The sequence below is a fragment of the Cellulomonas fimi genome (genome assembly GCF_028583725.1).
Taxonomy (GTDB): Bacteria; Actinomycetota; Actinomycetes; order Actinomycetales; family Cellulomonadaceae; genus Cellulomonas; species Cellulomonas fimi_B.
In genome coordinates this window covers 1-13,105 of sequence record NZ_CP110680.1, presented here as the reverse complement: position 1 = coordinate 13,105, position 13,105 = coordinate 1, and the positions used below count along the sequence as shown (strand labels likewise).

The window sequence follows — 13,105 nt, the reverse complement described above, 5'->3', positions numbered from 1 at the left end:
ATGTCCCGCGTCATCACACGTGTGGAGCCAAGGGGACTCGAACCCCTAACCCCCTGCTTGCAAAGCAGGTGCGCTACCAATTGCGCCATGGCCCCCGGGTGCCGCCCGGAGGGGCGGCGGTCACGTGGGGGAGGCGGTCACTCGAACGTGTCGGTGACCTCGGACCACAGGTCCCGCTCGTCCTGGTCCTGCTGGTACTTCTGCCAGAGGACGTAACCGACGGCGGCGACCGCCACCACGAGCAGGAGCTTCTTCATCGGATCCCCCACGGGTCGGGAGTGGGCCTAACAGGACTTGAACCTGTGACCTCTTCCTTATCAGGGAAGCGCTCTAACCGTCTGAGCTATAGGCCCGTGCCGCCTGGCACACGTGCGGACACGTGCGCTGCGCGCCGGACGAGACTACCCCAGCCGAGGTGTCCCGCCCAAACCGGCCCCCGCACGGGCGGCGGGCCGGCCGGTCGAGGTCACTCGTCGGTCATGGTCACGTGCACGCCGCCGACGAGCGCCGCCACGATGTTGTAGAGGAACGCGCCGATGGTCGACAGCGCGGTCAGCAGGAAGACGTCGATGACGGCGATGAGCGTCGCCCCCGACACCACGCGGCGGAACTCGACGTACTCGAGGATGTTGATCGGGCTCTCCTCGCCCGTGATCTGCTTCACCAGGTCGTTGGCCTCGGTGAACACGTGCAGACCGTCGAGCGTCAGCCAGATCACGGCCGCCGCGACGACGATCATGATGCCGATCGCCACGGACAGCAGGAACGACAGCTTCATGACCGACCACGGGTCGATGCGCGACACGGCGAGACGCACCCGGCGCGGGCCGCCGACCGTCGGGATGCGACCCGTCGCCGGGCGGACCTGGGATGTCGCGCCCGTCGCGGGGGGACGGGTCGACGTGCGGGCCGCCGTGGGTGACGTGGCGGGGGCCGGTGCCGGACTGCTCATGGTCGGGTCCTCGGTACGGGGTCGGGTAGCCGAGGCGAACGCGGCGCTGGTCGCACCGGCCGCCTTCTTGAACCACACGGTCGCGGTGTCGACCGCCACCATGAGGGGCGAGGGCTGCTCGTCCTCGTCGGGAGCGGAGGCTGACGTCGACGTGCGCGGAGGGACCCCTGCCGACGCACGGTACGGCGGCTCGTCGCGCTTGGGCGTCGACACGCCGTCGGTCTCGCTGCTCGGCTTCTCGTCGGCCGGTGCAGGCCGGACGGGGGTCGACGACGCGGACTCCGTGCGGCCGTTGCCGTTGCGTGCCGCCGTCGGCGACTTCGCGGACGACTTCGCACCCGTCGACGCCCCCGGACGTGCCGTCGTGGGGGTGGTCGGCCGCAGGCGCGGCGGGATCGAGGGCGGAGTCGGGTCGGTCATGCGTCCTCCGAGGACTGGTCGGCGACGGCCTGCTCACCGGTCGCGTCCGCCGCACCGGGGGCCCCCGAGGCGTCCGGTTCGTCGGAACCCTGGCCGTTCTCGCCGCCCACGGTACCGGCATCCTCACCGAGGTGTCGCTCAGTGTTGCGGGCGACGGCGATGATCCGGTCGCCCGCGTCGGGCTTCGCGAAGATGACGCCCTGCGTCGTGCGGCCGGTCGCGTTCACCTCGGACGTCGCGGAGCGGACGATCTTGCCGCGCTCCATGATGACGAGCACCTCGTCATCGGTGTCGGTCACGAGCGCGCCGACCAGGTCACCGTTCGCCTCGGGCAGGTTCGCGACCTTGATGCCGAGACCGCCGCGGCCCTGCTGCCGGTAGTTCTCGACCGTGAGCGCGGTCCGCTTGGCGATGCCGCCCTCGGTGACCGTGAACAGGAACGCGTCCTCGCGCACGACGTCCATCGCGAGCAGCTCGTCGTCGCCGCGGAACTTCATGCCGGTGACGCCCGACGTGGCGCGACCCATCGGCCGCAGCGCGTCGTCGGACGCGGTGAACCGCACCGACTGGCCCTTGCGCGACACGAGGATGAGGTCCTGGTCGGAGTTGACGAGGCGCGCGGCGACGAGCTCGTCGGGCCGGCCCTCCTCGTCCTCGCGCAGGTTGATCGCGATGACGCCGCCCGAGCGGTTCGAGTCGTACTCCGTCAGACGCGTCTTCTTCACGAGGCCGCGCTGCGTCGCCAGCACCAGGTGCTCGGCCTGCTCGTAGTTCCGCACGTCAAGGACCTGCGCGATCGTCTCGCCCGGCTGGAACGCCAGCAGGTTCGCGACGTGCTGGCCCTTCGCGTCCCGGCCGCCCTCGGGCAGCTCGTACGCCTTCGCGCGGTAGACGCGGCCGAGGTTCGTGAAGAACAGCAGCCAGTGGTGCGTCGTCGTGACGAAGAAGTGGTCGACGATGTCGTCCTCGCGCAGCTGCGCGCCACGCACACCCTTGCCGCCGCGACGCTGCGCCCGGTAGTTGTCCGAGCGCGTGCGCTTCGCGTAGCCGCCGCGGGTGATGGTGACGACCATCTCCTCCTCGGCGATGAGGTCCTCGACGGACACCTCGCCGTCGAACGGCAGGATCGTCGTGCGCCGCTCGTCGCCGTACTTGTCGACGATCGCCTGGAGCTCGGTGCTGACGATGTCCCGCTGGCGCTGCTCGGAGTCGAGGATCGCGTTGTACTCGACGATCTGGGCCTCGAGCTTCGCGTGCTCGTCCATGATCTCCTGGCGCTGCAGCGCGGCCAGCCGACGCAGCTGCAGGTTGAGGATCGCCTGCGCCTGCTGCTCGTCGATGTCGAGCAGCGCGATCAGGCCGGCACGCGCCTGGTCGGCGTCGGGGGAGCGGCGGATGAGCGCGATGACCTCGTCGAGCGCGTCGAGCGCCTTGAGGTAGCCGCGGTAGAGGTGGATGGCCTCCTCGGCCTTGCGCAGCCGGTACCGGGTGCGCCGCTGGATGACCTCGAGCTGGTGCGTCGTCCAGTGCCGCACGAACGCGTCGATGCTGAGCGTGCGCGGCACGCCGTCGACGAGCGCGAGCATGTTCGCGCCGAACGTGTCCTGCAGCTGCGTGTGCTTGTAGAGGTTGTTGAGCACGACCTTCGCGACGGCGTCGCGCTTGAGCACGATCACCAGCCGCTGGCCCGTGCGGCCCGACGTCTCGTCGCGGATGTCCGCGATGCCCGTGACGCGGTTCTCCTTGACGAGGTCCGCGATCTTCTTCGCGAGCGTGTCCGGGTTCACCTGGTACGGGAGCTCGGTGACGACCAGGCAGATCCGGCCCTGGATCTCCTCGACGTTCACGACCGCGCGCATCGTGATCGAGCCGCGGCCCGTCCGGTACGCCTCGTCGATGCCGCGGTGGCCGAGGATCGTCGCGCCCGTCGGGAAGTCCGGGCCCTTGATCCGCAGCAGCAGCGCCGCGAGGAGCTCCTCCTTCGTCGCCTCCGGGTGGTCGAGGTACCACTGGACGCCGTCGGCGACCTCGCGCAGGTTGTGCGGCGGGATGTTCGTCGCCATGCCGACCGCGATGCCCGCCGAGCCGTTGACCAGCAGGTTCGGGAACCGGCTGGGCAGGACGAGCGGCTCCTGCGTGCGGCCGTCGTAGTTGTCGCCGAAGTCGACGGTGTCCTCGTCGATGTCCCGCACCATCTCCATCGAGAGGGGAGCCATCTTGCACTCGGTGTACCGCGGCGCCGCAGCCGGGTCGTCACCGGGGGAGCCGAAGTTCCCCTGGCCGGCGACCAGCGGGTACCGCAGCGACCAGTCCTGCACCAGACGGACCAGGGCGTCGTAGATCGCCGAGTCGCCGTGCGGGTGGTACTTGCCCATGACGTCGCCGACGACGCGGCTGCACTTCGAGAACTGGCGGTCCGGGCGGTAGCCGCCGTCGTACATCGCGTACAGGACGCGACGGTGCACCGGCTTCAGGCCGTCGCGCACGTCGGGCAGCGCGCGGCCCACGATGACGGACATCGCGTAGTCGAGGTACGACCGCTGCATCTCGAGCTGCAGGTCGACCTGCTCGATGCGGCCGTGCTCGATCTGGTCCGGGGTCTCGGTCACGGGGTTCCTTCTGTCGTGCGGCGGGGGAGGACGTGGGGGCGGGCGCGCTTCCTCGTGGAGGGCCGGCGCCCGGCTCCGTCAGATGTCGAGGAAGCGCACGTCCTTCGCGTTCCGCTGGATGAACGAGCGGCGGGACTCGACGTCCTCGCCCATCAGGACCGAGAAGATCTCGTCCGCGGCGGCGGCCTCGTCGAGCGAGACCTGCAGCAGCGTGCGGTGCTCGGGCGACATCGTGGTCTCCCAGAGCTCCTGGTAGTCCATCTCGCCGAGACCCTTGTAGCGCTGGATCGCGTTCTCCTTGGGGAGCCGCTTGCCGCTCTCCAGTCCGTCCTTCACGTACGCGTCGCGCTCACGGTCCGAGTACACGTAGTCGTGGTCCGCGTTCGACCACTTGATCCGGTACAGCGGCGGCTGCGCCAGGTAGACGTGGCCCTGCGTGATGAGCTCCGGCATGTAGCGGAACAGCAGCGTGAGCAGGAGGGTCCGGATGTGCTGGCCGTCGACGTCCGCGTCGGCCATCAGCACGATCTTGTGGTACCGCAGCTTGGCGATGTCGAAGTCCTCGCCGATGCCCGTCCCGAACGCCGTGATCAGCGCCTGGACCTCCTGGTTGCCCAGCGCGCGGTCGAGGCGCGCACGCTCGACGTTGAGGATCTTGCCGCGGATCGGGAGGATCGCCTGCGTCCGCGGGTTGCGGCCACGGACCGCCGAACCGCCGGCCGAGTCGCCCTCGACGATGAAGACCTCGCACTCCTCCGGACGGTTGCTCTGGCAGTCCTTGAGCTTGCCCGGCATGCCGCCCGACTCCAGCAGGCCCTTGCGCCGCGTCGCCTCGCGCGCCTTGCGGGCCGCCATGCGCGCCGCCGCCGCCTGGATCGACTTGCGGATGACGTCGCGCGCCTCGTTCGGGTGCGAGTCCAGCCAGTCGCCCAGCCGCTCGTTCACCACCTTCTGCACGAACGTCTTCGCCTCGGTGTTGCCGAGCTTCGTCTTCGTCTGGCCCTCGAACTGCGGCTCGCCGAGCTTGATGGAGATGACGGCCGTCAGGCCCTCGCGGATGTCGTCACCCGTGAGGTTCTCGTCCTTCTCCTTGATGATGTTCTTCTCGCGGGCGTACCGGTTGATCAGCGACGTCATCGCCGCCCGGAAGCCCTCCTCGTGCGTGCCGCCCTCGGTCGTCGAGATCGTGTTGGCGAACGTGTGCACCGACTCGCTGTAGGCGCTCGTCCACTGCAGCGCGATGTCGACCGAGATGCGACGCTCGGTGTCCTCCGACGTGATCTCGATGACGTCCGGGTGGACGAGCTCGACCTTCTTCGCCGCGTTGAGGTGCGTCACGTAGTCGACGAGGCCGCCGTCGTACTTGTAGGTGACCGTGCGGTGCTGCGGCGCGTCGACCGGCTGGTCGTCGCTCGCCACCGGCTCCGCGTCCGTGACCTCGTCCTCCGTGCCCGTGTGCTGCGGACGCTCGTCGGTCAGCGTGATCTTCAGGCCCTTGTTGAGGAACGCCGTCTGCTGGAAGCGCGAGCGCAGCGTCTCGAAGTCGTAGTCGATCGTCTCGAAGATCGTGGAGTCGGCCCAGAACGTCTGGCTCGTGCCCGTCTCCGTCGTCGCCTCGCCCTGGCGGATCGGACCCGTCGGCTTGCCGCCGTCCTCGAAGTCCATCTCCCACGCGTACCCGTCGCGCTTCACGACCGAGTGGACCCGGCTGCTCAGCGCGTTGACGACCGAGATGCCGACGCCGTGCAGACCGCCCGACACCGCATACCCGCTGCCGCCGAACTTGCCGCCCGCGTGCAGGATCGTCATGACGACCTCGAGCGTCGGCTTGCCCTCGGTGGGGTGCAGCTCGACCGGGATGCCGCGGCCGTTGTCGTCGACGCGCACGCCGCCGTCGGCCAGCAGCGTCACCTCGATCGCGTCGCAGTACCCGGCCAGCGCCTCGTCGACCGAGTTGTCGACCACCTCGTAGACCAGGTGGTGCAGGCCGCGCGCACCGGTCGAGCCGATGTACATGCCGGGCCGCTTGCGGACAGCCTCGAGTCCCTCGAGGACCGTGATCGCGCTGGCGTCGTACCCGCCGGCGCCGTTCGGGCTGCTGGGCGGGGTCGTGCTCTCGTCGGCCACGGGCGGGTGTACTCCTCAAGCTCTCACACGCGACAGAGCGCCCCGCCAAGGACCTCGGAGGGCGGATCACCCCAGGAGACTGGAGTTCTCGGCTCTGGTACCGGCGCAAGCGCGCCAGAATTGACGTTCACAGTCTACCTGGACCCCGGCCTGTTACCCCTCGTGTCGACGTCCGCGGGGGAGGGAACTTCGGGCAGGTTCCGTGACGACGGCCGTCGGCACGCCTCAGCCGTACGTGTCGCGCGGGCCACGACCGGCCACCCGACGCTTCCCCCGCCCGAACCCCGGCCCCGACGGCCCGAGCACCGCGATCTCCGAGACCACGCCCTCGCCGAGCTCCTCCGCGAACCGCCGCAGCATCGTCGGCACCGCCCACGTCAGGTTCGTCGCCCAGCTCGTCGAGCTCGCCTGCACCGTCAGGACGCCCGCCTCCAGCGACACGTACGAGCAGTGCTCCGCGACCTGCGGCCCGACGAGGTCCGCCCACCGGTGCTGCACCGTGCCCGACACCAGCCCCGAGCCCCAGCCGAACTGGCCGACCAGCGCACCCAGCGTGTCGGCCACCGCCTGCGGGTCGCGCGCACCCGGCCCCGCGGTGCCCGGGTTGACGTCGACCAGCGGCCGCCGTCGGGGCGCGTCACCCGGCCGGATCCCCTTCGCCCGCGCGGCCTCCCGCGCTCGGTTGAGCGCCGCGGCCGCGACCTGCCGCTCGGGCACGAGGTCCACGAGCTGGCGCAGCGGTGCGCCGTCCGACGCCGGCCGGCGGACCGGGGGGAGGAGCGCGTCGTCGGGCTGCGGGTCGTGGGCGCTGCCGCGCGTGCGAGCGCCGTCGCGGGCGCGGGCGCGGGCTGAGGCGCGGGCGTCGGCGGAGGCCCTGGCGTCGGCGGAGGCGCGGGCGTCGTCAGAGGACACGGGCGACCTCGCCTCCCATGACGTCCACGCGGGCACCGGCGAGCGGCTCGGGCACGTCCTGCGCCACCGCAGCGGTCACCAGCACCTGCCGGGCCGGGGCGACGAGCTCCGCGAGGCGGTCGCGGCGGCGGGCGTCGAGCTCCGCGAACACGTCGTCGAGGATGAGCACGGGCTCGCCGTCCGGCCCCCAGTCCGCACCGCGACCGAGCCACGCCGTCGGGTCGGGGTCCCGGCGGTCGGCGGCCGGACGGTCTGCCGAGCCGTCCGCTGCTGAGCCGTCCGCCGGCGAGCCGTCCGCTGCTGAGCCGTCCGCCGGCGAGCCGTCCGCTGCTGAGCCGTCCGCCGGAGAGCCGTCCGCCCGTGAGCCGTCCGCCGCCGGGCCCTCTACTGCTGGGGCCGCGACGGGGACGCCGTCCGTGAGCAGCGTGTACGACGCCAGGCGCAGCGCCAGCGCGTACGACCAGGACTCACCGTGGCTCGCGTACCCCTTCGCGGGGAGGCCGCCGAGCGTGAGGACGAGGTCGTCGCGGTGCGGTCCGACGAGGCACACCCCCCGCTCGACCTCCTTGGACCGGAGCCGGCCCATGGCCTCGAGGAGCTGCGCCTCGACCAGGCTCGCACTCGCGGGCACGTCCGACGTGCGCGGCGGCGCCCCGCTCGGCACGTCCGGCGACCCCTCGGCCGAGCGGCCCCGACCGTCGTCGGCCAGGGCCGCGTCGAGGCTCGCGCGGTACGTGATGACCGCCTCCCCCTGACCTGCGCTGACCTGCGCGTACGACGCGGCGACGTGCGGCGCGAGGGCGGCGACGAGCGCCCGGCGCGCCACGACCAGCTCCGCGCCCGTCTGCGCGAGCTTGGCGTCCCAGACGTCGAGCGTGCGCAGGTCGGCCGTCCCGCGGCCGCCGCGCATCGCTGCACCCGCGGTCTTCAGCAGCGCCGACCGCTGCCGCAGCACCCGCTCGTAGTCCTGCACGGTGCCGGCGAACCGGGGGACGAGCTGCACGAGCAGGTCGTCCAGGAACCGGCGGCGCCCGTCCGGGTCGCCCTTGACGAGCGTCAGGTCCTCGGGTGCGAACAGCACCGTGCGCAGGATCCCGAGGATGTCGCGCGCGCGCCCCGGCGACCCGCCGTTCACGCGCGCGCGGTTCGCCTTGCCTGGCGTGACCTCGACCTCGACCAGCGTCGCGCGCGGGCGCCCGGGCTCCAGCTCCCGCACCACACGCGTGCGCACGACGGCGCGACTCGCCCCGGCGCGCACGAGCGCCGCGTCCGAGGGCACCCGGTGGCTGCCCAGCGTCGCGACATAGCCGATCGCCTCGACGAGGTTCGTCTTGCCCTGCCCGTTCGGCCCGACGAGCGCGGTGATGCCGGGCTCGAAGGGCAGCTCGACCTGCGCGTACGAGCGGAAGTCGGTCAGCGACAGGTGGGCGACGTACATCGGGTCTCTTCGTCGTGGTGAGGCGTACGGGCTGTGTCGCCGGGCTCGTGCCGGGACGGCTCTGCGCGGCTGCCGGATCGGATGCGCCCCACGGACGGTCGATCCGGCGACGTCGCCGTCAGGCGGACGGCGGCACCGCCGCGTCCGGGACCGGGGTCGTGTCGCTGATCGGGCCCGTCGTGCCCGCCGGCTTCACCGCGTGACCGCCGAACTGCTGCCGCAGGGCCGCGACGGCCTTCATCGCGGGCGACTCCTCCTGGCGCGACGCGAACCGTGCGAACAACGCGGCCGAGATGACGGGGGCCGGCACGGCGAGGTCGATCGCCTCGTCGACGGTCCACCGGCCCTCGCCGGAGTCCTCGACCCAGTCGTCGATCTCGCCGAACGACGGGTCCGCCTCGAGCGCCTCGACCAGCAGGTCGAGCAACCACGACCGCACCACCGTGCCGCGCCGCCACGCCTTGACCGTGCCGTGGACGTCGGTGACCAGGTCCTTCGCGGCGAGCAGCTCGTAGCCCTCGGCGTACGCCTGCATGAGGCCGTACTCGATGCCGTTGTGCACCATCTTCGCGAAGTGGCCCGCGCCGATCGCGCCCGCGTGGACGAAGCCCTCCTCGCGAGGACCCTCGGGGCGCAGCGCGTCGAAGACCGGCATGACGCGCGCGACCAGGTCCGCGTCGCCGCCGACCATGAGGCCGTAGCCGTTCTTGAGGCCCCACACGCCGCCCGAGACGCCGACGTCCAGGAAGCCGATTCCCTTCTCGGCGAGCAGGTCGGCGTGGGGCTGGTCGTCCTGGTAGTACGAGTTGCCACCGTCGATGACGACGTCACCGCTGCTCAGGAGCCCGCTGAGGTCCCGGATCACCGCGTCGGTGATCGTGCCCGACGGCACCATGACCCACACGACCCGCTCGCCCGCGGGGAGCGCCTCGGCCAGCGCCTCGAGCGACGGCACGTCGGTCACGTCGGGGTTGCGGTCGTACCCCGTGACCTCGATGCCGGCGGCGCGCATGCGTTCCCGCATGTTCGCGCCCATCTTGCCCAGCCCGACCAGACCGATGTGCATGACCCCTCGCCTCTCCCGGTGTCCCGGAACTCGCCCGACCGGCGTCCACCGGTCACTCTGCCGCACGGCCCGGTGCAGCGCCTGGCGCGCCGCATCGTGCCCGTGCGGACTGCGTCACGGTCCGCCCGCGCAGCAGGGACCGTCAGCTCGCGAAGCGGATCGGCACGAGCAGGTAGCGGTACTCCTGCTTGTCGTCGCCGTCCAGCGACTCCTGGCCCGTGAACTCGACCGGCTTGTTCGGGTGCGTGAACGACAGCCGGACGAACGTCGTGTCGAGCGCTCCGAGACCGTCGAGCAGGAACTGCGGGTTGAACGCGACCGAGATGTCGTCGCCGACGAGCGTGGCCTCGAGGGCCTCGGACGCCTGTGCGTCGTCACCCTGCCCGGCGTCGAGGACGACCTGGCCCTCCGAGAACGCCAGCCGGATCGGCGTGTTCCGCTCCGCGACGAGGGCGACGCGCTTGGCGGCCTCGGCGAGCGCGTGCGTCGAGACGATCGCGTGGATCGGCGTCTCGTCGGGGAAGAGCCGCCGCACGGCCGGGTAGTCGCCGTCCACGAGGAGGCTCGTCGTCTGGCGGCCGCCGGCCTCGAACCCGATGAGGTCCACGCCGGCACCGGTCGAGAGCGCGACCGTGACCGAGCCGGCGCTGCCCAGCGACTTCGCCGCGTCGGACAGCGTCCGGGCACGCACGAGCGCGACCGTCGAGATGTCGGGCGACGACGGCTTCCAGGTGAGCTCGCGCAGCGCGAGGCGGTAGCGGTCGGTCGCGAGGAGCGTGACCTTCTCGCCCTCGATCTCGACGCGCACGCCCGTGAGCAGCGGCAGCGTGTCGTCCCGGCTGGCGGCGACCGACACCTGCGCGACCGCGTGCGTGAGCTCGTCGCCGTCGACCGTCCCCGCCGTCGCGGGCATCGCCGGGAGGTTCGGGTAGTCCTCGACCGGCATCGTCAGGAGCGTGAAGCGGCTCGCGCCGCAGGTGACGACGACCTTCGTGCCGTCGAGCACCACGTCGACCGGCTTGTCCGGCAGCGCCCGGGAGATCTCGGCCAGCAGGCGGCCGGAGACGAGCACCGTCCCGGGCTCGGACACGTCGGCCGGGATCTGGGAGCGGGCCGAGACCTCGTAGTCGAAGCTCGACAGCTGGATCGTGCCGGTCGTGTCGGCCTCGATACGGACGCCTGCGAGCACGGGGACCGGCGGGCGGGTGGGCAGGCTGCGAGCCGTCCACGTGACCGCGTCGGCGAGGACGTCACGGTCGACCCGGAACCTCATGTGTCACCTCTTCGTCGTTCGAGTGCTGCCGGGGACGTCGTCGCGCGGAGCCGGTGTGGGGCGCTCGTGCGGGCGACGCCGGTGAGCCGTCGTGTGCCCGCTGGTCGCACGCACGACGAGGCCCCGTCCGTGGCATCACGCGAACACTACGCGAGAGGTCGGACGCTCGGTACAGGTGTGCGGGCCGTGTGGACGACCGAGTCGTCGCGGTGTCCGGTGCACCGTCCGTGTTGGCGGGGCGAGCGGCACCCGAGGTTGCCGCCGACAGCCTTCGGCGGTGTGTGGATCATCAGCAGAGAGAAGTCTCGTCGTCGTCATCGGTCGTGTGCATGGTGTGGATCGCGGCCGTCCGTGCAGGTCAGGTGCGTCGTGCCGTGTGGACGTGCTGTGGGTCGTGGGCCGGTGCGTCGGTGGATGGCCGTGGAAGTCGTCGGGAGGCCCTCCGGACGTCCACCGGTCGAGGCCGTGTCGTCCACAGTGATCGCGCGTGTCGTCCACCGTCGTCCACAGGTGTGTGCACAGGTGTGAACATTCGTCCCATGCATGTTTCATCCGGAACGTGAGGGTTGCCGTCAAGGTCGTCGCATCGATTCGACGATGAGACTTGTCTCATCGCTCACGCGGTGGGGGTCACACGCGAGGGCAGCTTCGAGGAACGAAACCAGAGGTCAGGGGGCCGCTCGGGCACATTCGGAGGCTCGATGCTCCGATCGGGTGAACACCGTCACAAACATCCCCAGCCTCCTGTGGAAACTGTGGATAACCGTGAGGACGGATCCCCCATCAAACGGACAGTACGGGCGGATCAGCCCCGGCTCTGCTGCTTGATCCGGTTGGTGAGCTCGGTCACCTGGTTGTAGATCGAGCGGCGCTCGGCCATGAGCTCGCGGATCTTGCGGTTCGCGTGCATGACGGTCGTGTGGTCACGCCCGCCGAACGCCTGGCCGATCTTCGGCAGCGACAGGTCCGTCAGCTCGCGGCACAGGTACATGGCGATCTGCCGCGCCGTCACGAGAACGCGCGACCGGCTCGATCCGCAGAGGTCGTCGATCGACAGGCCGAAGTAGGCCGCCGTCTGGCCGATCACCTGCGTCGCCGTGATCTCCGCCGTCTGCTCGTCGGTGATCAAGTCCTTGAGCACGATCTCCGCGAGGGACAGATCGACCTGCTGGCGGTTGAGGTTCGCGAACGCGGTGACGCGGATCAGCGCACCCTCAAGCTCGCGGATGTTCGTCGAGATCTTGCTCGCGATGTACTCGAGCACGTCCGGCGGCGCCTGCAGACGCTCGCTGCCGGCCTTCTTCCGGAGGATCGCGATGCGCGTCTCCAGGTCCGGCGGCTGGACGTCGGTGATGAGGCCCCACTCGAACCGCGACCGCATGCGGTCCTCGAAGCCGTTGAGCTGCTTGGGCGGCAGGTCCGACGTGATCACGACCTGCTTGTTCGCGTTGTGGAGCGTATTGAACGTGTGGAAGAACTCCTCCATCGTCTGTTCCTTGCCCTGCAGGAACTGGATGTCGTCGATGAGGAGTACGTCGACCTCGCGGTAGCGGCGCTGGAAAGCGCCGGCCTTGCCCTCGGAGATCGAGTTGATGAAGTCGTTCGTGAACTCCTCGGAGTTCACGTACCGTACCCGGACGCTCGGGTAGAGGTTGTACGCGTAGTGCCCGATGGCGTGCAGGAGATGCGTCTTGCCGAGGCCCGAGTCGCCGTAGATGAACAGCGGGTTGTAGGCCTTGGCCGGTGCCTCGGCGACGGCGACCGCGGCCGCGTGGGCGAAGCGGTTCGACGAGCCGATGACGAACGTCTCGAACTGGTACTTGGGGTTGAGGCGCGCGGGCTCCGAGGCCTGCTTGCGCCCCGCGGGCAGCGGCCGGTTGTCGACCGTCGGCCGACCGGTCACGTCGTCGTCCTGCCCGCCGTGCACGACCGACAGCTCCGGCCGCTCGGCACCGTCCTCCTCGTGCCGCGGCGCGTCCCCGCGGTCCAGCGGGGCGGGGGGAGCAGGGGGCACGACGCGCAGCGCCGGCGTGGTGTCGCTCGCGAGGTCCGGGTCCACCGTGATCGCGAACCGGGCCTCCCGGTCGAGCGCGTCCGACAGTGCGTCCGTGACCTCCGAGCGCACGCGCGTCTCGAGGTAGTCCTTGGTGAGGTCGTTGCCCACGGCGAGCAGCAGGGTGCCGTCCAGGAGCCCCAGCGGACGTGCGAGCCGGACGAAGGCGATCTGCCGCGGCGTGATGTCGGGGCTCGCCTCGAGGGTCGCGACGACGTGGCCCCAGACCCGGGCGAGCTCTTCGTCCTGTGACAA

9 protein-coding genes and 2 tRNA genes are annotated in these 13,105 nt (G+C 71.0%); all 11 read right to left on the bottom strand.

Going from position 1 to position 13,105, the window contains the following annotated elements:
• Nucleotides 1-22: 22 nt before the first annotated feature.
• Nucleotides 23-95, bottom strand: a tRNA-Ala gene (locus tag OOT42_RS00055).
• A 42-nt stretch (nt 96-137) separates the two neighbouring features.
• Complete coding sequence (locus tag OOT42_RS00050; protein ID WP_210728157.1) at nt 138-257, bottom strand: DLW-39 family protein; 120 nt, start codon at nt 255-257, stop codon at nt 138-140.
• A 22-nt stretch (nt 258-279) separates the two neighbouring features.
• Nucleotides 280-353, bottom strand: a tRNA-Ile gene (locus OOT42_RS00045).
• 113 nt (nt 354-466) lie between these two features.
• Complete coding sequence (locus tag OOT42_RS00040) at nt 467-1,372, bottom strand: DUF3566 domain-containing protein (protein WP_273652944.1); 906 nt, start codon at nt 1,370-1,372, stop codon at nt 467-469.
• Nucleotides 1,369-3,981, bottom strand: coding sequence for a DNA gyrase subunit A (gene gyrA, locus OOT42_RS00035; RefSeq protein WP_273652943.1), 2,613 nt, complete (start codon nt 3,979-3,981; stop codon nt 1,369-1,371). The genes OOT42_RS00040 and gyrA overlap by 4 nt, the downstream gene beginning before the upstream one ends.
• A gap of 78 nt (nt 3,982-4,059) precedes the next feature.
• On the bottom strand, nt 4,060-6,108 hold the full coding sequence (gene gyrB, locus OOT42_RS00030; protein ID WP_273652942.1) for a DNA topoisomerase (ATP-hydrolyzing) subunit B: 2,049 nt from the start codon (nt 6,106-6,108) through the stop codon (nt 4,060-4,062).
• A 225-nt stretch (nt 6,109-6,333) separates the two neighbouring features.
• Complete coding sequence (locus tag OOT42_RS00025) at nt 6,334-7,020, bottom strand: DUF721 domain-containing protein (protein WP_273652941.1); 687 nt, start codon at nt 7,018-7,020, stop codon at nt 6,334-6,336.
• Complete coding sequence (gene recF, locus OOT42_RS00020; protein ID WP_273652940.1) at nt 7,010-8,458, bottom strand: DNA replication/repair protein RecF; 1,449 nt, start codon at nt 8,456-8,458, stop codon at nt 7,010-7,012. The genes OOT42_RS00025 and recF overlap by 11 nt, the downstream gene beginning before the upstream one ends.
• A gap of 118 nt (nt 8,459-8,576) precedes the next feature.
• Complete coding sequence (gene gnd / locus OOT42_RS00015) at nt 8,577-9,590, bottom strand: phosphogluconate dehydrogenase (NAD(+)-dependent, decarboxylating) (protein WP_273652939.1); 1,014 nt, start codon at nt 9,588-9,590, stop codon at nt 8,577-8,579.
• A gap of 76 nt (nt 9,591-9,666) precedes the next feature.
• Nucleotides 9,667-10,797: a DNA polymerase III subunit beta gene (gene dnaN, locus OOT42_RS00010; RefSeq protein ID WP_273652938.1), complete on the bottom strand. Its 1,131-nt coding sequence runs from the start codon at nt 10,795-10,797 to the stop codon at nt 9,667-9,669.
• A gap of 805 nt (nt 10,798-11,602) precedes the next feature.
• Nucleotides 11,603-13,105, bottom strand: a complete 1,503-nt coding sequence (gene dnaA / locus OOT42_RS00005) for a chromosomal replication initiator protein DnaA (RefSeq protein WP_273652937.1) — start codon at nt 13,103-13,105, stop codon at nt 11,603-11,605.

Coding starts and splice junctions, on each gene's coding strand:
- recF (WP_273652940.1), bottom strand. CDS start 8,458: ATGTACGTCGCCCACCTGTCGCTGACCGACTTCCGCTCGTACGCGCAG.
- OOT42_RS00050 (WP_210728157.1), bottom strand. CDS start 257: ATGAAGAAGCTCCTGCTCGTGGTGGCGGTCGCCGCCGTCGGTTACGTC.
- dnaN (WP_273652938.1), bottom strand. CDS start 10,797: ATGAGGTTCCGGGTCGACCGTGACGTCCTCGCCGACGCGGTCACGTGG.
- OOT42_RS00040 (WP_273652944.1), bottom strand. CDS start 1,372: ATGACCGACCCGACTCCGCCCTCGATCCCGCCGCGCCTGCGGCCGACC.